At 40.0% G+C, this 21,734-nt stretch carries 20 protein-coding genes; all 20 read left to right on the top strand.

What is annotated here, in order from left to right; genetic code table 11:
* The first annotated feature begins 77 nt into the window (after positions 1-77).
* The 20 genes from AC0QUU_RS14760 to AC0QUU_RS14665 all read left to right on the top strand — a co-directional run bounded on the left by AC0QUU_RS14760 (position 78) and on the right by AC0QUU_RS14665 (position 21,725).
* Positions 78-857, top strand: coding sequence for a tyrosine-protein phosphatase (locus AC0QUU_RS14760; protein WP_474543673.1), 780 nt, complete (start codon positions 78-80; stop codon positions 855-857).
* Positions 854-1,717 carry an immunoglobulin-like domain-containing protein gene (locus AC0QUU_RS14755; protein ID WP_474543671.1) on the top strand — a complete coding sequence of 288 codons (864 nt, stop codon included), beginning with the start codon at positions 854-856 and terminating at the stop codon, positions 1,715-1,717. Before AC0QUU_RS14760 ends, AC0QUU_RS14755 begins: the two co-directional genes overlap by 4 nt.
* Positions 1,718-1,722: 5 nt before the next feature.
* Positions 1,723-3,165, top strand: coding sequence for a polysaccharide biosynthesis tyrosine autokinase (locus AC0QUU_RS14750; RefSeq protein ID WP_474543669.1), 1,443 nt, complete (start codon positions 1,723-1,725; stop codon positions 3,163-3,165).
* A complete protein-coding gene (locus AC0QUU_RS14745) occupies positions 3,158-4,660 on the top strand; it encodes a polysaccharide biosynthesis tyrosine autokinase (protein WP_474543667.1) in 1,503 nt (500 codons plus the stop codon). Before AC0QUU_RS14750 ends, AC0QUU_RS14745 begins: the two co-directional genes overlap by 8 nt.
* A 12-nt stretch (positions 4,661-4,672) precedes the next feature.
* On the top strand, positions 4,673-5,839 hold the full coding sequence (locus AC0QUU_RS14740; protein WP_474543665.1) for an LCP family protein: 1,167 nt from the start codon (positions 4,673-4,675) through the stop codon (positions 5,837-5,839).
* A gap of 298 nt (positions 5,840-6,137) precedes the next feature.
* Positions 6,138-8,012, top strand: a complete 1,875-nt coding sequence (locus tag AC0QUU_RS14735) for a polysaccharide biosynthesis protein (protein WP_474543663.1) — start codon at positions 6,138-6,140, stop codon at positions 8,010-8,012.
* Positions 8,013-8,032: 20 nt separating this feature from the next.
* Positions 8,033-8,731 (top strand): sugar transferase, encoded by a 699-nt coding sequence (locus AC0QUU_RS14730; RefSeq protein ID WP_474543661.1) that lies wholly within the window; start codon positions 8,033-8,035, stop codon positions 8,729-8,731.
* 58 nt (positions 8,732-8,789) lie between these two features.
* Positions 8,790-9,617: an NAD-dependent epimerase/dehydratase family protein gene (locus AC0QUU_RS14725; protein WP_474543659.1), complete on the top strand. Its 828-nt coding sequence runs from the start codon at positions 8,790-8,792 to the stop codon at positions 9,615-9,617.
* 30 nt (positions 9,618-9,647) lie between these two features.
* Positions 9,648-10,787, top strand: a complete 1,140-nt coding sequence (locus tag AC0QUU_RS14720; RefSeq protein ID WP_474543657.1) for a glycosyltransferase family 4 protein — start codon at positions 9,648-9,650, stop codon at positions 10,785-10,787.
* Positions 10,781-11,875, top strand: a complete 1,095-nt coding sequence (locus tag AC0QUU_RS14715; protein WP_474543655.1) for an EpsG family protein — start codon at positions 10,781-10,783, stop codon at positions 11,873-11,875. Before AC0QUU_RS14720 ends, AC0QUU_RS14715 begins: the two co-directional genes overlap by 7 nt.
* A 15-nt stretch (positions 11,876-11,890) precedes the next feature.
* Positions 11,891-12,943 (top strand): glycosyltransferase, encoded by a 1,053-nt coding sequence (locus tag AC0QUU_RS14710; protein WP_474543653.1) that lies wholly within the window; start codon positions 11,891-11,893, stop codon positions 12,941-12,943.
* A 1-nt stretch (position 12,944) separates the two neighbouring features.
* Positions 12,945-13,769, top strand: a complete 825-nt coding sequence (locus AC0QUU_RS14705; protein WP_474543651.1) for a glycosyltransferase — start codon at positions 12,945-12,947, stop codon at positions 13,767-13,769.
* Between the two features lie 19 nt (positions 13,770-13,788).
* Complete coding sequence (locus AC0QUU_RS14700; protein ID WP_474543649.1) at positions 13,789-14,913, top strand: glycosyltransferase; 1,125 nt, start codon at positions 13,789-13,791, stop codon at positions 14,911-14,913.
* A gap of 59 nt (positions 14,914-14,972) precedes the next feature.
* Positions 14,973-15,641, top strand: coding sequence for a DUF1919 domain-containing protein (locus tag AC0QUU_RS14695; RefSeq protein WP_474543647.1), 669 nt, complete (start codon positions 14,973-14,975; stop codon positions 15,639-15,641).
* A gap of 23 nt (positions 15,642-15,664) precedes the next feature.
* A complete protein-coding gene (locus tag AC0QUU_RS14690; protein ID WP_474543645.1) occupies positions 15,665-16,642 on the top strand; it encodes a glycosyltransferase in 978 nt (325 codons plus the stop codon).
* Positions 16,643-16,689: 47 nt separating this feature from the next.
* Complete coding sequence (locus AC0QUU_RS14685; protein WP_474543643.1) at positions 16,690-17,658, top strand: glycosyltransferase family 2 protein; 969 nt, start codon at positions 16,690-16,692, stop codon at positions 17,656-17,658.
* Between the two features lie 42 nt (positions 17,659-17,700).
* Positions 17,701-18,588: a glycosyltransferase family 2 protein gene (locus AC0QUU_RS14680; protein ID WP_474543642.1), complete on the top strand. Its 888-nt coding sequence runs from the start codon at positions 17,701-17,703 to the stop codon at positions 18,586-18,588.
* Positions 18,585-19,580, top strand: a complete 996-nt coding sequence (locus tag AC0QUU_RS14675) for a DUF6625 family protein (RefSeq protein WP_474543640.1) — start codon at positions 18,585-18,587, stop codon at positions 19,578-19,580. Before AC0QUU_RS14680 ends, AC0QUU_RS14675 begins: the two co-directional genes overlap by 4 nt.
* A complete protein-coding gene (locus AC0QUU_RS14670; RefSeq protein ID WP_474543638.1) occupies positions 19,577-20,548 on the top strand; it encodes a glycosyltransferase in 972 nt (323 codons plus the stop codon). The genes AC0QUU_RS14675 and AC0QUU_RS14670 overlap by 4 nt, the downstream gene beginning before the upstream one ends.
* Positions 20,549-20,564: 16 nt before the next feature.
* On the top strand, positions 20,565-21,725 hold the full coding sequence (locus tag AC0QUU_RS14665; protein WP_474543636.1) for a polysaccharide pyruvyl transferase family protein: 1,161 nt from the start codon (positions 20,565-20,567) through the stop codon (positions 21,723-21,725).
* Positions 21,726-21,734 lie beyond the last annotated feature (9 nt).

The raw sequence follows: 21,734 nt of genomic DNA, 5'->3' as shown, positions 1-21,734 counted from the left end.
GACAGAATTGAATTTGCAGGAAAGAAGTCAGGCAGATACCGGTGAATTATTTTGTCGTATTTTGAAGGAAAGGATAAATGATAGATATACATACACATATACTTCCGGGAATGGATGACGGCGCTGCGGATATCTATGACAGTATTGAGATGGCGGCGCTGGCTTATGAAAACGGGACGAAAGTTATTGTCGCGACGCCCCACTGCAATATTCCCGGAGAGTATAACAATTATTTTGGAAAAGAATACTGCCGGGTCTTCCGGAAAACGAAGGAGATTATACAGAGAGAGCAGCCGGGCATTACGCTTCTGGCGGGAATGGAAGTCTTTACGACAGAAGATCTTCCGCGGCTTCTGACGGAGGGCCGGATATTTCCGATTAACCGGACCAGATATGTCCTTATGGAGTTTGATTTTCAGGAGGATCCGGATTTTGCCGGCGCGATGGTACGGCAGGTAATGGAAGTCCGGGCAATCCCTCTGATTGCCCATGCAGAGCGGTATGAATTTGTGCAGGATGATCCGGAGATTATCTCTGAATGGAAAAAGAAAGGGTGCGAGATACAGATCAATAAAGGCAGTTTTATGGGAAGGTTCGGAGCCGGGGCTCAGCAGACGGCATATGAACTTCTGAATCATAATCTTGTGACAGCTGTGGCTAGCGACGCCCACAGCCCGATCCGCAGAACCACATGTATGGCGGACGCGTATGATCATCTCAGCAGAGAGTATCCGAAAGAATATCTGGATGCGCTGTTTGAGATCAATCCGAGAAATATCTGCAATGGAGTGAAACCGGTTCAGTTCCGCAGAATTCCTTTTGAAAAGACATATGGCTGGAAGGAGCATGTACGATGAGAAAACTCAGAGCCGCGGTGGTGGCCGTTTTTATTCTGTCACTGATCGCATATATCGGATATAATATCATGACCAGAATGACGCAGGATAAAGTCCCTCCTGTAATTACTGCAGAGTCGGATACCGTTTCTGTCAGTGTGGAGGATGATGAGAGCAAAATGCTTGAAGGACTGCAGGCCACTGACAATAAGGACGGTGACCTGACAGAGTCAATTCGGGTATCATCGATGTCAAACTTTACGGAGCCGGGAAAACGGACAGTAAATTATGTTGTATTTGATGAGTCAAATAATGCGGCTACACTGACAAGAAATCTGGAGTATACAGACTACACTTCGCCTCAGATCAGACTGAGTGCGCCGCTCAGATTCAGTCTGGATGATATGGAAGAGGCTGATCTGACCGGCAGCATGAGCGTACAGGACTGCCTGGACGGTGATATCAGTCAGGAGATCCGCGCGACATATAATGACAATGCCTATGTTTCCCAGGCCGGTGATTATGGGGTTACTGTACAGGTAAGCAACAGCGCGGGCGATACCTGCTCCGTAAATCTTACCGTTACAGTGACAGATCCGGAAAATGAACGGGGCAAATATTATCCGGTTCTTTCGGATTATATTGTTTATACGGATGTGGGTAAATCGGTAAATCTTTCTGATCTGCTGATCGGTCTGGAAAGCAGCGGCACAGAGTATCTGTTTGATGACGATGATTCATTTGCCCCGGGTGACAAGTCAGATGTGGATATTTCAGAAGAAATCGATTATAACACGGCCGGTACTTATAATGTGGATTACACATATACGTCGGATGACGGCGAAACGGCGACAACGAAACTGGCAGTAGTAGTGAGGTAGTACCGATGGAGAAAACAACCGGACAAACACTGGAAAATTATAAGATAGAACCATTTACTCTGATACATGATATCCTTGTAAACTGGTGGGTAATCCTTCTGGCGGCGCTTTCTGCCGCGATGATTTCTTCTGTTGTGCTGAATATAAGATATGTTCCGCAGTACACAACTTCAGCTACATTTGTTGTTTCGTACCGGAACAGTTCCGCGTCCTACTCTTCTCTGGGTACGGCGAATACAATGGCCACCACATTTCAGAAGATAGTCGAGAGTTCAGCCATGCAGGATATCCTCTGCAAAAAACTGGGTGTGGACGCGGTTGAGGCGGATATTCAGGCAAGCGTCGCGGAAGGCACCAATCTCCTGGATCTGCGGGTGACCGCGGACAATCCCAGGGATTCCTTTGACATAATGGAGGGGATTCTGGAAAATTATTCGGATATTACCCTTTATACGGTAGGAGATATTACGCTGAATATTCTGCAGAATCCTTCCGTGCCGTTTTCACCTGTTAATCCGCTGAACACGGAAAGCACGATGAAAAAAGTATTTGTGCTGGCGGCAGCGGCAATGGTCGTTCTGTTCGGGATTCTTTCTGTATTGAAGGATACATTGAAGACGGAGGATGATCTGAAAGATAAGCTGGATGCCAGAAGCCTGGGCGCGCTGACTTATGAATTCAAATATAAATCTTTGCGGGAACTGTTCCGCCGGAAGAAAAAGGCGCTTCTGATCAATGATCCGCTGGCCGGTTTTGGGTTTGTAGAAAGCTACAGAAAGTTTTCTTCCCGGGTGGAATACCGGATGGAAAAGGAAGGATATAAAACGCTGGCGGTAACCAGTGTTTCAGAGAACGAGGGGAAATCTACGGTTGCAGCCAACCTGGCCATCAGCCTGGCGGAGAAGGATTACAGGGTAATTCTGATTGACGGAGATTTAAGACGCCCGTCCCAGTTCCTTATTTTCGGCCTTCATCCGAAAGAAGAAAATGAGCTGGGAGAATTTCTCAAGAGAGAAAAACAGGATTTTAATCTGCTGATGAACACGGAAGTGTCCAAACTGTATGTAATCGGCGGAAGAAACTGCTACTCATCGTCAACCGATATTCTGCAGACGGACATTACATGGAAATTCCTGAACCGGTGCAGGGAATCGGCGGATTTTGTAATTATAGACACACCTCCCGCAGGCGTGCTGGGAGACGCAGAACTGTGGGGCCAGTATGCAGACACAGTGCTTTTTGTGGAACGGCAGAATTTCGTTCTGGCGGAAGACGTTAACACAGTGCTTGACAAGTTCCGCGCGCAGAAGTCAAAAGTGCTGGGCGTTGTTCTGAACAGTGTTCAGTCCTTCGGTACGATTGCGGGCTCAACTGTAGGCAGATACTACGGCCGTTATGGTGATTACGGCAATTATGGTAAGAAACAGAAGGAAGTCAGTGATGAGTGAGATCAGAGAAAATTCAGAGAATAATAAAAACGAAGAAATACAGAAAATAGATATTATGAATCTTGTGGCGGCCTTCTGGAACGGTTTCCGGAGACTGTGGCTTCTCATGCTGGTAATTGTAATTGTATGTACCGCGCGCTCTTACTTTTCTACAACTTTTTCCTACACACCCCAGTATGTCGCTTCTGCCACGGTGTCGGTTACCACGCCGGGCGGCTCGTATACAAATATTACTTCCGCCCAGGAAATGGCGTCCATATTTCCGTATATACTGACAAGCGGCGTGCTCCGGGATGTGATTCAGAATGATCTGGGGCTTACGTACCTGCCGGGCTCTATCAGTGTAGACGCGGAAGAAGATATGAATATGCTGACCATCTCCGTATCTTCCGATGATCCGCAGATGGCATATAATATCCTTACATCTGTTATTGAAAATTACCCGGAAGTAGCGGAATATATATTCGGTGAGACACGTCTGCAGATCCTTGATGAGACCGGAATTCCTTCTGATACACAGAGGGAAGTTGTGATACGGGGCTCATACAGGCGGGGCGCAGTTCAGGGAATTCTGATCAGCGCCGTGATTCTCTGCCTTTATGTATTTCTGAAACGTACAGTACATACAAAGGAACAGCTGAAGAAACAGATCAATATTCACGATCTCGGAAGCCTGCCTTATGTAAAGCGCAAAAAAAGGAAAAATGCAGAGAATAATAATATTAATATTCTGGATGAAAGAGTATCTCCGGCATATGAAGAAGCAATCCGCCGTCTCAGAATCCGCATGATGCGTGAGATGGATATGAAGGACGCGCAGGTCCTGATGGTTACCAGTTCCGTGCCGGGTGAAGGAAAGACGACAGTTGCCGTAAATCTTGCCATTGCTCTGGCCAAACAGAAGAGATCCGTCATTCTGATCGACTGTGATCTGAGAAATCCCTCGGTTGCGCAGGTTATGCACAACGAGAAAAAGCACTGCGGTCTGGGGGCTGTTCTCAGAGATAAGATCGCATGGCAGCATGCATTTACAGATGCGGAGATCCCGGGAGGCTCACTGAAGATCATGTACGGAGGAACTCCAAACACTGAAGACGCGGCTTTGCTGGGAACGAAGCAGATGGGAGAGCTGCTGGAAAAACTCAGGAAACAGGCGGATTACATTATCCTTGATACAGCTCCGGCTGAGCTGCTTGTAGACGCATCCCTTCTTGCAAAGCATGTGGATGCAGCATTATATGTGATCCGTGCGGATTATACCAAGATGAATAAAATCCGGAGCGGCATAGAGACATTATCCATTCGGAAAGTAGATATTCTGGGCTTTGTGTTTAACGGAGATTCCGGGGTAAAAGACGGACGATACGGATATGGATACGGTTACGGCTACGGCCGCTATGGACGGTATGGCCGCTACAGCCATTATTCCCGTTACGGGAAACTGAAAAATACCGGAAAACGCGAGGACGCATCAGGCCGTGTGATTAAGGAGTAGGAGGCTTGCCAGATGAAAGAAAATGATATAAGAACAGAAGATGTTTCTGAAGAACAGGCCGTGGAAAAAACTGAAGAACAGGCTGCGGAGGCGGCTGAGAAGAAACAAAATGTCAGACGGCGCGGCCGGAAGAGAGCAGAAAAAGCCGAACGCGAAAAGCAGAAGAAGGATGACGGCGAAAAACAGGAAATAGAAACAGGAAAGAAAAAGGGGAAAAAGAAGAAAAAGAAAAACGGCCTGCGGAAATGGATGAAGAAGCATAAAGCGGCATCGGCTATCATCATTCTCTTTCTCATCTGTATCCTGACAGTGGCCGGCCTATTCGGATCAATTGTGTGGAGTCTGAATCATGACAGTGTAGGCATCGTGGATCCGGATGACGTGGATCCTACCGCGGATGAGGTCCAGATCGCCAGGGAGGACCAGAAAGATCAGGATGTAGTAAATATTCTTCTTGTAGGTTCCGACGCCCGTGACCCGGACGCGGAGCTGGGGCGTTCAGATACGATGATGCTCGTATCGTTCAATAAAGCAGAAGGCAAAGCCACCGTTATTTCTTTCCTGAGAGATACGCTGATTGATATCGACGGATACGGCATGAGTAAGCTGGGGCATACATTTGCTTACGGCGGTGTGGGCCTTACCATTAATACGCTGAATAAGCAGTTTGATCTGGATATCCAGGATTATATTATTATTAACTTCGAAAATCTGGTAGAGATCATAGATGAACTGGGAGGCATTCAGGTAAATCTTACTGAGGAAGAGGCCGAGTATTACAGACAGACCGGAATGCCGGATATTCAGTCCGGCTGGGTAACGCTGACCGGATCTCAGGCGCTGGCACATGCAAGAAACCGAAGCCTGGACAATGACTTCGGCCGTACCAGCAGACAGAGAAGCGTGCTTTACGGAATCTATAATAAAGTAATGGAGAATAAAAATCCGGCAGATATCCTGCCGCTGATTAAGTTCTGTATGACCCAGGTATCCACAAATATGGGAGTGACAGAACTGTACAGCCTTGCTACGGATGTTATGGGAGTGGAGCACCTGAAGACCCAGCAGGCTGCTGTGCCGCGGGACGGGACTTATGAGTTTGACACATATGACAGCATGTCAGTTCTCACTATTGATCTGGAAGCAAATAAGGAGTATATAAAAGAACTGCTGTACTGATATCCGTGCTCCGGACTGGAGATCTGAGACGGGTTTAAGAAAAAAGAATTTTATGCTGCTGCCGCCATGTAATGACGGCAGCAGTTCCTGTTTCGGGAAACTTTACATCCTTTTACATATTCTTTACACGGTGACCTTCGGACAATTTTCGGATTATTACAAAAAAATGGCAAATTATGACAAAATTCAAGGAATTAGCATATATTTCATCTTTACGGCCCCTGGTTTGTGTTATAATATAAGATACGTTGAATATCAGTCATAATTGTAATAATTTGAGAGCAACAGAGGGATTATTATGGGATTTAGTATTCAGAGATTTTACAGAAACAGAGAAGCCGTCATTAAAGGTGCGGCTCTTTTTTTGCTTGATATCATCCTGATTATAGCCAGCATGACAGGCGCCTTATGGATGCGGTTTGATTTCAGTTTTGCCAACATCGAACCGGTATTCTGGGAGTCTGTGCGGGATTATATGTGGATCAATGTAGTATGCACGGTTATTATAAATGCATTCTGCCGTCTGTATACAAGCTTGTGGCGTTTCGCAAGTCTGGAGGAGCTGAAAAATGCCATCATTGCGATTTTGCTGTCGTCTTTCTTACAGTACTGCGGTATGAAACTATTTAAATATCCGGTGCCGAGAAGTTACATATTTCTGTATATAATGCTGCTGTCATTCTGCATTATTGTGCCGCGGTTTTCCTATCGCTTTATCAGAATAGCATACCACAACAGGGAAGTAATCTGGCAGTCCAAGCCTGTTGTAACTATGGTTGTGGGAGCAGGAGCGGCAGGATATATGCTGGTCCGGGAAATGAAAAACAGCAAGCATCTCAACCGGAAGGTTCCGTGCATTATCGATGACGACAAGCAGAAGATCGGTACATATCTGCAGGGTATTCCCATTGTGGGCGGTCAGAAAGACATACCTGCCATGGCGAAAAAATATAATATTGAAGAAATTATCATAGCAATCCCCACCCTGAAAGAGGAAAAAAGAAGGGAACTGCTTGAAATCTGTCAGGAGACGGCCTGCAAAATCAAAATGCTTCCCGGTATTTACCAGATGGTGAATCAGGAAGTGGACGTGTCTATGCTGCGGGACGTAAGCATTGAAGATCTGCTGGGGCGAGAACCGGTGGACCTGCGGATGGAGTCTATCGGTAATTATATTACCGGCAAGGTAATCCTTGTTACCGGAGGAGGCGGCTCTATCGGATGCGAGATCTGCCGTCAGGTAGCGCTGCATGATCCGAAACAGCTGGTTATCGTCGATATTTATGAGAACAATGCCTATAATATACAGCTTGAACTGAAGAAAAAACATCCGGAACTGAATCTGGAAACGCTGATCGCATCTGTGCGGGATAAGAAGCGTATAGAGGATATATTTGAGACATATCACCCGGATATTGTATACCATGCGGCGGCGCATAAACATGTTCCGCTGATGGAAGACAGTCCGGATGAAGCAATAAAGAATAATGTGCTTGGTACATATAATGTGGCCAGCGCCGCGAATAAGTACCATGTGAAAAAGATGGTGCTGATCTCCACAGATAAGGCAGTGCGTCCGACAAATGTAATGGGGGCGTCCAAGAGGCTCTGTGAGATGATCATACAGATCTTTTCTCAGATATCCCCAACCGAATATGCGGCGGTGCGCTTCGGAAACGTACTGGGCAGCAACGGAAGTGTGATTCCTGTTTTCCGGCAGCAGATTAAAAACGGAGGACCGGTAACGGTTACCCATCCGGATATTATCCGTTATTTTATGACCATTCCGGAAGCTGTGAATCTGGTGCTTCAGTGCGGAGCCTACGCAAAGGGCGGGGAGATCTTTATTCTGGATATGGGAGAACCGGTGAAGATACTGGATCTGGCGAAAAAGATGATCCGCCTGTCGGGACATGTTCCGGGACAGGATATCAAGATCGAGTTTACAGGGCTGAGGCCCGGAGAAAAGTTGTATGAGGAGCTGCTGATCGATGAAGACAACCTGGTGGAGACAGAGAACGACAGAATCTTTGTGGCACAGATGGGTGAGATTGATGTGGCAGAGGTGAGCCGTAAGATCGATGGGCTGATCAGGCTGGCATATGATGAGTATAAGGATATCCGGACAGAGATAAAGAAGATTGTACCGGAGTATAAGAATAAAACAGAGTAGAGGGAAAAGGAAACTGAGAAATGAAGAGAAAAGTAAAAAAGAACAGCAGTCTGTATTATCCGGTATTTTCATCGTTTCAGAAAACATATATGAAAGAACAGCGAGCAGTAAGTTTTTTCTGCGCTCTGCTTGGCGTTATTATTCTTTCTCCGGTATTTTTGATTTTATGTATCTGGATTATTGCAGACAGCGGTTTCCCTGTGCTCTTCCGTCAGAAACGTGTTGCCAGGTCTGAGGCAGACGGAACATACAGATATTTTACAATTTATAAGTTCCGGACCATGTACACGGATACACCGAAAGATATGCCGACACATATGCTCGAAAATCCGGATGCTTTTATTACAAAGGCAGGACATTTTTTAAGGAAGACTTCGCTGGATGAGCTGCCTCAGCTGTTTAACGTTCTGAAAGGGGATATGAACCTTGTGGGACCGCGCCCTGCGCTGTATAATCAGGAAGACCTGATGGCAGAGCGTGATAAGTACGGCGCTAATTTTGTACGCCCGGGAATTACGGGGCTGGCCCAGGTTATGGGGCGGGATGAACTGCCGATTGATGTGAAAGCGAGATATGACGGGATCTATACGCAGTATGTAGGCCCGGTGGTGGATCTGTACAGTCTGATCAGAACGATTGCCGTGGTGGCAACCAGCGACGGGGTTGTAGAAGGCGGAACGGGAAGTCTGGAGAAAGAAGAAACAGACAAAAATCAGTGAAATTAAAGTATTATTTTCTGTATTGTCGAGCTGACAGACAGCAGACGGAGGAATTTCGATGAAAACGGTGATGATAACCGGAGTCGATGGCTACATCGGCACAAATCTGAAAAAATGGCTTCAGAAAAAGGAATATAACGTGCTTGGGATAAACACAAGACAGATATCTCCGGAAAATATTGATATGTCCGGATGCGATGTGGTTGTCCATGTGGCCGGTATTGCCCATCAGAAAGAGACAAAAGAGAATGCGCATCTATATTATGAGATAAACAGAGATTATGCAGTGAAAACTGCTGTTAACGCGAAAAAGTCCGGCGTCGGGCAGTTCATTGTTCTTAGTACGATGAGTGTCTATGGGAAAAACGAAGGCCGCATTACAAAGGAGACAAAACCGGCTCCGAACACACACTATGGAAAGTCCAAGTACCAGGCAGATCTGCGGTTTGAGAAATTGCGGTCAGATAAATTTAAAGTATGTATTCTTCGTCCGCCGATGGTATATGGAAACGGGTGTAAGGGAAACTATCAGACACTGCGAAAGCTGGCCCTTCTAACGCCGGTATTTCCTGCCTGGAAAAACAGAAGGAGCATGATATATATTGATAATCTTTGCGGCTTTATAGAAAAACTGATTCGGGAAGAAAACTCAGGACTCTTTTTCCCGCAGAATAAAGAATACGTATGTACCGCAGATATGGTTTGCCGTATTGCGCTGGAACATGGGAAAAAAGTCAGATTGATAAAGGGATTAAACCTCTTTGTCAGAATACCGTTCCTTCCGTATAGAGCAAAAGTGTTTGGAAGCCTGATTTATGACTGCAGTGAGGACCAGTGCAGTGTGGCAGGAGATTTTGCAGAGACAATCCGGAAGACGGAAAGATAGATCATGTCCGGGAGATGTTTGGAGGCTCAGATGAAAAAACGAAAAGTGCTTTTAGTGGCTACGGTAGTAAAAATTCATGTAAATGTATTCCATATTCCCTGTCTGAAAATGTTTCAGGAACAGGGGTGGGAGACATGGGTCTGTTCAAGGAACGATTTTGATAATCCAAAAGACTGCGTGATCCCACACTGTGATCACTATATTGATATCCCCTTCGAGAGAAATCCCTTAAAACCGGGAAATGTAAAAGCATATAGAATGCTCAGGAAGATTGTAGAAAAAGAACAGTTTGATTTGATATACTGTCATACGCCGGTAGGAGCGATGCTTGCCAGACTGGCCGGTATTTCCGCCAGAAAGAAGGGAACAAAGGTCATCTATATGGCACATGGTTTCCATTTTTACAATGGTGCTCCGCTTCTGAACTGGATGATTTATTATCCGGCAGAAAAGTTCCTTTCACGGTTCACAGACGGATTAATTACAATTAATCAGGAAGACTATCGAAGAGCACAGAAGTTCCATGCAGGGAAAACTATACTGATCCCGGGAGTCGGAATCGACCTTGACAAATTTCAGAAAAAAGAACCTACACGACAGGAGATCAGAAATAAGCTCGGTATTCCCGAGAGAAAAATTATTCTTATGTCTGTGGGAGAGTTAACGAAACGTAAAAACCACATGGCCGTGATAGAAGCATTGGCATGCCTTAAAGAATATGATATTCTTTATGTGGTATGCGGAGACGGACCGATGAAAGCCCGGCTCCGTGCAAGAGCAGAAGAACTTGGTGTCAGGGAAAGAGTGAAGCTGCTAGGATTTCGCAAGGATATTGCAGAACTTCATAAAATGGCAGATATATTTGTGTTTCCGTCGCTGCAGGAGGGGCTTCCTGTAGCATTAATGGAGGCGATGGCAAGCGGACTTCCGATTGTTGCATCCAGGATCCGGGGAAACGAGGATCTGATACAGAATAATCGTGGCGGATATCTTGTGAAAGCGCAGGATTCCAAACAACTGGCGGAAGCAATATCTAAGATGATAAAGAACCCTGAGCAGCGGGATAAAATGGAAAAGCGTAATCTTGAAATAATCAAGCATTACGGACAGAACGCTGTATTGCAGAAAATGAAGGAATTCTTCGATGAAATAGTGGGTGGAATATGTTAAACATTTGGACAATCTTGATCTGGATTGCAGTGGTATCGGCAGTATATGCAATGAACGGCCAGTATCAGTATGTAACTGTGAATGGATATAAAGAAAGAAGATATGGAAAGCTTGCGGCTGTTGTTATGGTGCTGCCGATTATATATTGGGCGGGAACACGAGGGGACGTAGCGGATACGACAGCGTATCGGCAGGGGTTTTTAAGCGTGTCCTCTTCATTATCTTCCATTCCTCAGATTATAGCTGGGGATGGACAGGATAAGGGTTTTGCTGTTCTCAATGTGTTCCTGAAAGCTTTTATCGGAAACAGGGATGTAATTTATTTTATAATTATTGCAGCGCTTTGTATGCTGTGTGTGACATTCGCTTACCAGAAGTATTCGTATAGTTTTGCGCTGAGTATTTTTCTTTTTGTGATATCCACAGATGTATATCAGTGGCTGTTCAATGGAATGAGGCAGTTTATTCCGGCAGCAATTTTGTTTGCATGTATGGGATTGATTCTGAAAAAGAAATATATTCCGTTGATTATTATTATATTGATTTTATCAACGGTACATTTGTCAGCGCTGCTCCTGATTCCCTGTGTTTTTATTGTTCAGGGGAAACCATGGAATAAGAAGACAATGTTTTTTCTTGCAGCGGTTATTGTAATTATCCTTTTTATAGATCGATTTACAGATGTATTGGAAACATTATTGGCGAATACGCAGTACGATGATGTGACGGAACAGTTTCAGTATGATGACGGAACCAATCTACTGAGAGTATTGGTATACAGCGTGCCGCCGGTGCTGGCTTTAATAGGACGTAAACAAATAGAGAAGATGGACAGCCCGATTATTAATCTGAGTATTAATATGTCGATAATCTCTATGGGTATATATATTGTTTCAATGTTTACCAGTGGTATATATATAGGCAGACTGCCTATTTATTTTTCGTTATACAATTATATTCTCCTTCCATGGGAATTGGATAACTTATTTACTAAGCGATCAGCTTTAATACTAAAGATAGCGATGATTGGTTTCTACGCAGTTTATTGTTATTATCAGATGGTGGTTTCCTGGGGATACACCTGGTAAGTTGCCGAGGTTAATATGAGTAATATGATTTCTATAATAGTGCCTGTATATAATTCTGAATTATATTTGAAAAAGTGTTTGGACAGTATTATATCTCAAACATATGAAAATATTGAAATTATATGTGTTGATGATAATTCATCTGATGATTCGTTGAGAATTTTACAGGAATATGAAAAAAAGGATCACAGAATAAAAGTAATACAAAAAGCAAATGAAGGCGTATCATTAGCGAGGAATGTTGGTCTAGATGTGGCTCACGGAGATTATATCCTCTTTGTAGACAGTGATGATTGGATAGATATATCTACTTGTGAAGTAGCATTGAAGAAGATCACTGAAGAAACCGCAGATTTAGTGATGTGGTCATATATACGAGAAAGAGAAACTGAGAGCTCTAAAAAGCAGATTTTTGATTGTGATATTATTTTTGAGGGTAAAAAAGTTCAGGAGAAACTCCATAGGAGAATGATCGGAATTGTGGAGGATGAATTGACTCATCCAGAAAATGCAGATGCACTCTGCACTGTATGGGGAAAGTTATATTGTAAATCTATAATTTCTGCTAATCATATCAGATTTTATGATATTCGTAAAATAGGTACTTACGAAGATGGACTTTTTAATCTGGAGTATTTGAAATACGTTCAGAAAGCCATTTTTTTGAATCAATATTTTTACCATTACCGCAGAACAAATGTGAACTCTATCACTGGAGCATATAATGCCAATTTAGGTCGACAATGGGATACTCTTTTTCATATTATGGATAAATACATTGAGCAAAATGAGCTGAATGAAAAATATCAGGAGGCTTTACGCAACCGTATTTCTTTAAGTCTGATACCACGAGGAATTAATGAAATGACCAATGATTGTTCAGTGGGAATGAAAATGGCAAAAATAAAAGAGATCATTTCTCAGAGGAGCTATATTGCCGCTATAAAGTCATTAAAAATTCAATATATGCCGATTCATTGGAAAGTATTTTTTAGAGCAGCAAAGTGGAAAAATACATTTATCATTTTGATTATGCTCATTGCCATACAAAAAATCAGAGGAAGATAAAATGGATACTTCAAAGAAAATTTCAATATTAATGGGAATATATAACTGTGCGTCTACCTTGAATGAAGCTATAGATTCTATCATAGAACAGACATATCCAAATTGGGAATTTATTATCTGCGATGATGGATCTCAGGATAATTCCTATGAGATTGCGAAAGAATATGAAAAAGCTGATCCGGAAAGGTTCATGGTTATAAAGAACAGCGAAAATAAGGGATTAAACGCTACATTAAACAGATGTCTTAAAATAGCAACCGGAGAATATGTGGCCAGAATGGATGGGGATGATTTATGCGATCCGACTCGTTTTCAAAAGGAAGCAGATTTCTTAAATCGTCATCCGGAATATGCCATTGTAAGTACACATATGACCACGTTTGATGAAGAGGGAGACTGGGGATGTATTAAGACTCTGGAATATCCACAGGTAAAAGACTTCCCGACTCATGTCCCGATGTTTTGCCATGCACCATGTATGATCCGACGGTCTGCTTTTTTAGACGTGAAAGGATATACAGAAGATAAACGACTTTTAAGAGTAGAAGATTATCATCTGTGGTATAAATTCTATGCTAAAGGATATAAAGGATATAATATTCAGGAAGCGTTATATAAAATGCGTGATGACAGAAATGCGCTACATAGAAGAACACCGCAGGCAAGACTTAATGGAATATATGCTACATTTGTCGGATTTAAAATGGTACATATTCCAAAGTGGATGTATATATACGCGGTAAAAAACGCAGTTGTTGAGATGATAAAAATAGTAATACCAGACGCATTATACGATGCTTTTCATAAAAAGAGACTGAGTAAGTAAGTAAATGAGGATAGCATAGATGATAAAGATTTTGTTTCTGATACCGAATTTAGGACATGGAGGAGCTGAAAAAGTTCTGGTGAATTTGGTTAATCATATGGACAAGAAGAAATTTCAAATTACCTTGATGACGTTGTATGATGAAGGGGTAAATAAAGAATTTCTTTCAGAACACATTACTTATAAAGCTTGTTTCAGCAAATCCGTCAAAGGGGTTTCGCAAATATTGAAATTATGTTCGCCATCGTTTCTTTATAAGTGGCTTATAAAAGGCTCATATGATGTGGCAGTTTCATATCTGGAAGGACAAACTGCCAGAATTATCAGCGGGTGTCCTGCTAATGGGACAAAATTGATTTCATGGATCCATGTAGAACAGCATACTCAGCAGAAAGCAGCACACTGTTTTAGAAGTATAGAGGAGATGAAAAAATGTTATTTCCGTTTTGATCAGACAGTATGTGTTTCAGAATATGTAAAAAATGATTTTTGTTCTATAGTGCCTGTGAAAAATGCTGTGGTTTTATATAATACAGTAGAAAGTGATAAAATCCGCTATCTATCCAATGAAGAGGTGAAAGATATTTTTTTCTCAAAAGATGAGATTAAACTTTGCGGTATTGGTACTCTAAAAAAATCAAAAGGATTTGATCGTCTTCTTCGTGTACATAAAAGATTATTAAGAGATGGGTATCCGGTCCACACATATATTCTTGGCGAGGGAGAGGAACAACCAATATTAAAGTCATATATTGAAAATGAAAACATCGCCTCAACTGTGACGTTTCTTGGCTATAAAAAAAATCCATATAAGTATGTCAAGCAGTGTGATGTATTCGTTTGCACTTCATATGCCGAAGGATTCAGTACAGCTGCTACAGAGGCCCTTATCATAGGTGTACCTGTATGTACTATGGAAGTGTCAGGGATGAAAGAAATGCTTGGCAGTAATAATGAGTATGGTATCGTTACGAAAAATGAAGAGAACGATTTCTATACTAAACTAAGAACGCTCATAGAAAACAAAGAATTACTTTATTATTATAAAGAGCAGGCAAAGAAGCGAGGAGAAATTTTTAATACACAAAGTACAGTTGAAGCAACAGAGTCTTTGTTTGAAAATTTAGTAAAGCAGCACGATTAAATATGATTGGATTCAGGAAAGGCTAAAGCGGCATACGATATTGCCGTTAGAAGAGAAATATGAAAATAATTGACTTAGCAAAAAAGTTATGGGGGAAATACAACTTATTCGCCTATGCAAGAAGATATTCCATGAGGAAAAAGTTGCATAATCAAGATGCAACTTTTTTGTGTCCTAATTGTATTGGTGGAATTTTGTATCATGATCTGGGATTGAAATTTATGTCGCCCACGGTAAACCTTATGATGACACAGCCGGACTTTGTAAAGTTTGTTCTAAATATAGACTATTATTTAAGACAGGAATTTGAGTTTTTTGATCATCCGGAATATGAGTGCCCGTGTGCATATTTAGGAGATATTATTATTCATTTTACTCATTATCATTCAAAGCAGGAGGCTGTTACAAAATGGAAAGAGCGGGCAAAAAGAATACAGAAAGATAATATATTTGTATTTCTGGAAGAACGCGATGGCTTGACACCGGATGAAATATTAAAGTTAAGATTATTGGATGTTAAAGGGCTTGTTGTGTTTACTGCTAATGAATATGTTGATATTCCGTATACCGTACAAATAGAAAAGTATAAGAATGAGGGTGAGGTCGGAAATATTCTTACGCGCTCGTTTTGGAATGATTCAAGAGAGTATGAACATTACTTTAATTTTGTGAAGTGGTTTAATGAGGCTGATGGGGGAAATTATGATGTTTCACCATATGTTCGATAAATGGCTAAGTAAAGGGGACAATAATGGAAATAATTGATTATTCTGTTGTGATTAGAACTACAGGTAATGCACATGAGAAGTATCAGAATTTATTAAATTCTGTATCTAATCTTATACCACCACCTAAAGAAATTATTGTGGTTTTACCAGAGGGATATGACTTGCCGGAAGAAAAGCTTGGGTGGGAGACATACTATTTTTCTCCTAAGGGAATGATAATTCAACGAACAACAGGTATTAATAAGTGTTTAACTAAGTATGCGCTTGTATGTGATGATGATGTGGAGTTTGATGTTGATTTTGTCCAGAAACTATACAATCCTATAAAAAAAGGAATATGCAAACTGTCGATCGGCCCCCTTTATTCATTTTTACCTAAAAGAGGAATAAACTCATTTTTATCATTAATTATGGCAAATGCTTCTCCAACTTTGTTCCATAGAGATAGATATATTTCTGTTTTGAGATCTTCTGGATATTCTTATAATCGTAATTTGAAAATGAAGTATGCGAAATATTATGAGACACAGTCGGGTCCGTGGACCTGTTTTTTTGGAGAAGTTGAGGCTCTAAAAAGTATAAATATAGATGAAGAAATCTGGCTAGATAAACATGGTTATTCTGCTATGGATGACCAGACTATGTTTTATAAAGGCTGTCTACGTGGAATTAAAACAATGACGGTTCCGAATGCAGAATATATTCATCTTGACGCGGGAACATCTAAAAAGAACAATCGTCTGCCGGTAATGTTTTCAACTGGATTTAATAGAGTGGTGTTTTGGCATAGATTCATATATTGTAAACAGAGAAATGTTTTCCAAAAAGGGTGGGCTAGAGTCTGTGTCCATTATTATTTGATGTGGCTGTTTATGTTTGATATATATGATTTACTTCGAAAGGGAATCACGTGGAATGAGTTTTTGGTAAAGAGAAATGGTTACAAAAGTGGTTGGAAGTATACAAAAAGTGATGAATATAAAAAATTACCACCAGTATAGAATTGAGAGATTAGATATAACGGGATTTGAAAGGTTTGGCTCTTAAAATGAAAGAATTAATAAGCGTTATAGTTCCAGTGTATAATTGTGAAAAGTATATAGAAATATGTATAAGAAGTGTCTTACAGCAAACCTATACTAATCTAGAACTGATTTTAGTTGATGATGGTTCTACAGATGGAAGCGGCAAAGTATGCGACCAGTATGCAAATCAAGATACAAGAGTTAAAGTGATTCATAAAGAGAACGGTGGAGTGTCATCTGCCAGAAACAGGGGGATTGAGAATGCAGTTGGAGATTGGTATTCTTTCGTAGATGCGGATGATTTTATAGATAAAGATATGTATTCTATATTGATGATGCTTCAGGAAAAAACAAAGGCAGAAATTGTCCAGTGCGGATATCGACGAATTGAAAACGGACAAGAAGCATATTCGGCAGATTCTGGACAAGAATATGTCCTAGAGACAGAAGAGGCATTAAAATATTTGATAGAGGGTAGTTTATTTGGTAATGCGCTATGGACAAAATTATTTAGTAAAAAAGTGATTGAAGGACTTTGGTTTGATGAAAATTTGAAAATCAATGAAGACGTACTTTTTAATTTTAATGCTTTTGTTCGGAGCGAGAAAATAGTATATATAGATAAAGCAAAGTATAATTATGTTGTTCACAGTAGTTCTACCTGTTTTACTATAGAAAATGAGAAAAAGTTAGTTGATGTTTGTACAGTAAGTAAATATATGCTTCAGCATTTAGAAAACAGTAAAATTGCTGGAACAGCAAGAACACGTTATGTTCAAATGATGATTTTGTATTTCCGGTTTTGTTACAAAAGATACGGGTATAAAAATCAGACAAGAGATATAGCAAAAGAGATATGGCAGCAGGTTTTAAATAGAAACATTGGAAGCCGGAGTGTTATTTTATCATCCAAATTGATACATTGGTGTCCCCACTTATATTGCCATTTGCATGATTTTTATGCTCATATTAAGAAACCTAAATGGTCATAGGCTTATACATAAGTAGAAAATTAATGGGAAGTATTTAGTGAGATGCGAATTACAGTTTTTACACCTACCTATAATAGAGCATATATAATAGGGCAACTATATCAATCGTTGCGAATTCAGTCATTTAATGATTTTGAATGGCTGGTTATTGATGATGGCTCTACAGACAATACGAAAAGATTATTTGAAAATTGGAAATTAGATAATAATGATTTTGAAATCCGCTATTATCGATTTGATAATGTCGGAAAACAAAAAGAAATTAATAGAGCATTAGATTTGGCTCGAGGTGAGTTGTTTTTTACAGTTGATTCAGATGATTTGCTTACGGAAGATGCATTAGAAAAAATTGACAAATGGGAAAATTCGCTACCCAGAGATGGAAGTTATTGTGGTTTCGCAGGGAGTGATGGTGATATGGAAGGGAATCCTACTAATCCTTTATTCGAAGGTCCATATATTGACGCTACATTTTTAAACCGTTATCCAGAAAGTGGAATGTTCATTGGGCATGATCGCCCGTGGGTATTTTATACAGACATACATAGAAAATTTAAATATCCTGAATTTGAAGGAGAAAAATTTATAACGGAAGCAGTGGTGTGGAATAGAATGGCCGCAGCTGGATATAAAATCAGATGTTACAATGATATTGTATATTTATGGGAGCATCAAGAAATAGGACTTACAAGCGGAATACAAAAGATATTGGTTTCAAATCCACAAGGATTCGGCTTGTGGAGAAAAGAAATGATGGAAATATTCGATTATGGTTTTTTTAAGAGATTAAAGGAATACTATTCCTTTTTTTGCGATGTTAACAATGTGTGCTGTTTACGACAAGTTGCTCAATATATTGGTGCACCGTTATGGTGTATGGTTATTTCAAAAATATTTTATCGCTTGAAGCATGGGAGAGAAAAAAAATGAGGGTTGCAATAGTTATACCTTATTTTGGAAAATTTCCTAACTATTTTCCTTTCTTTTTAAAGTCATGTTCATATAATCCAGAATTTGACTGGCTTATATTTACAGATAATGAGATTTCAGAGAATCCATATTTCATACCTGAGAATGTTCATGTGCGTCAAATCACATTTGAAAAACTTAAATTGATAATTCAAAATAAATTTGATTTTGATATTGCATTAAAGGCGCCATACAAATTATGTGACTATAAGCCAGCGTATGGTTATTTGTTTCAAGAATATTTAGAGGGATATGAATATTGGGGATACTGTGATGTTGATATGATTTTTGGAAATCTTAAAAGATTTCTTCCGGATAATGTAATTGGGGAATATGATAAAATTGGTCATTTAGGGCATTTGTCGTTATATAAAAATCAAACGGAAATTAATACTTTGTTTATGCGAACTCTTTATAACCGAGCCGATTACAAAGAAGTATTTTCTACAGATCGGATTTGGATTTTTGACGAGTGGGGAGAAGTGAATATTAACGCAATTTTTCAAGCGTATGATAAAAAAGTATTTTATTGGAATGAATTTTGTGACATATATCCGTATGATGATAACTTCTGTCAGGTTGTGAGTACAGTAGATCAAAAAGGTGAACCGAGTTGTAAGAGTAAAATTGTCAGGAGACCGTTGCTTATTCTTTGGAATGGGGGTAGGGTTTATATGCTGGCTTTGAAAAAAGGGGAGATTATACAACAAGAATGTGCATACGCTCACTTTCAGAAACGAACTATAAATTGTAATTTTGATATACTTGACAAGAGGATATTATGTACACCAAATCAATTCTTGAAATTTTCCAAAGAAGCATCAGAAAGGTATTTGAGAAAAAAGCGATTTATTAATAAAAAGCGAATTCAACATACATATGGTGCGGTAAGATATTTTATAATTGAAAAAACAGGACCTATCCGTCATATGTTTCGCAGAGGTGAAAAATGAAACAAAAGCTTATTAGTGTTATTGTGCCTGTATATAATGTCGAAAAATATTTAGAAAAATGTATATTTTCTATTACGCAGCAAACTTATAACAACTTGGAAATAATTTTAGTTGATGACGGATCTTATGACAGTAGTCCTCAAATCTGTGATTTATGGGCTGCCAAAGATTATAGAATTCAGGTCTTCCATATAAAGAATTCCGGTGGGGGTCAGGCAAGAAATTGGGGGCTCAATCATGCAAATGGTGAATATATAGCCTTTGTAGATAGTGATGACTATATTTCTGAATATATGTTTGAGTATTTGGAACAGCAATTAAAAGATGGCTATGATATAGCTGAGTGTGATTACTTAACGGTACAAAAAGATAATGCTGTATTTGATAAATTTGAGGCTGAGGATTCGTTCATTGAATGTACAGCAAAAGATGCTTTGGCTTTCAATGTTAAAGATCAGATTTTCAAACAGATTATCTGGAATAAATTGTATAGGAAAGAGGTTATTGGTGAAATAAGATTTCCGGTTGGAACACAGATAGATGATGAATTTTGGACATATAAAGTGATTGGAAATGCCAAAAAATTAATTCATTCAGATAAGAAATTGTATGCATATCGCCAACAGGCAGATTCCATTATGCATAAGATAAATGCGGCGAAAAAAATAGAGGCTTTAAAGGCGGCAGTTGAAAAACAGGAGTACATTGTAAAGTATTTTCCGGAGTTGGAAAGCGAAAGTCTTGTTCATCTTTGGATGAAATGCATTTATCAAGGGCAAATTGTATTGTTGGAAAACGATAAAGCGGAGATACAAAAAGAGTTTAAGTATATAAAAGATATTATTCAGAAATATCCGATTGAAAATAAATCAAAGATTACACCAAAACAGAGAATTTGGATTGCTGCATTTGGACTTAAGCAAAAAGCTGTCTGTAGGATAAGAAACTATATGAAAATAGGATTTTAATTATAGGAGAAAAAGAATGCTTAATATGTATTTGCATGGTGGGAGTGAAAACCACGGTTGCGAGGCGATTATTCGTTCTACAATAAAGATGTTAGAGGGAAAAACCAGAGTATATTCTAATAACATTGAACAAGATACTAAATATGGACTGGATCAAATATGTGAATTGAAAGCAGATATTCCCCAATCCATTTTACGAGGAAGTAAGGAATGGTTTTTCTCGTCTCTTCAAACTAAGTTGACCGGGAAAATTAATCTTGCTATAAAATACAGATATAAAAAATTCTATGATCAAATATCAAAAGGGGATATTTTCTTATCTGTTGGAGGAGATAATTATTGTTATGCGGGAACGGATGTTTTGGCAGCAAGAAATTATAATTTGCGTAAAAAGCAATGTCATACAGTGCTCTGGGGATGCAGTGTCGAACCAGATTTGTTGAATGATCGTGTAATAAGAGAAGATATTGCAGGATTTGATTTGATTACGGCGAGAGAATCTATTTCATACGAGGCCTTGAAGAAGATAAATAAGAATACATATTTGGTTTCAGATCCTGCCTTCGCTCTTGACAGAATAGATTTGCCACTTCCTGCAGGTTGGGTGAACGGAAATATGATTGGAATTAATGCGAGCCCGCTTATAATAAGCAGTTCAAGTAATGGCAGACTTATTTTAGAAGCATATGAGCGATTGATACTGAGAATATTTAAATCTACTGATTGTGCAGTTGCCTTAATTCCACATGTTGTTTGGAAACAAAACGATGATAGAGAAATTTTAAAGCTATTATATGATAAATTTAAAGATACGGGGCGGATTCTTTTTCTTAATGATCATAATTGCATGGAGTTAAAAGGGTTTATAGCAAGATGCAGAATGTTTATAGGGGCGAGAACTCATGCTACTATAGCTGCATATTCTAACTCAGTACCGACACTTGTTTTAGGGTATTCCGTAAAATCAAGAGGAATAGCCAGAGATATTTTCGGGACAGAAGAACACTATGTTATTCCGGTACAAAACATTTCTGATGCAAATGCATTGGCTAATGGATTTATATGGCTGTTAGAAAATGAAAAAAGCGTACGCGATCATCTTCAGAGAGTTATTCCTCAGCATATAACAAGAGCAGCCAAAGCAGGATTACTATTAGAATCTATAAGAAAAAAGTAGCAAGGAGGA

The organism is Mediterraneibacter sp. HA8405 (assembly GCF_056148955.1).
The sequence above is the reverse complement of the archived record's forward strand: the minus strand, read 5'-3'. Positions and strand labels throughout refer to the sequence as shown.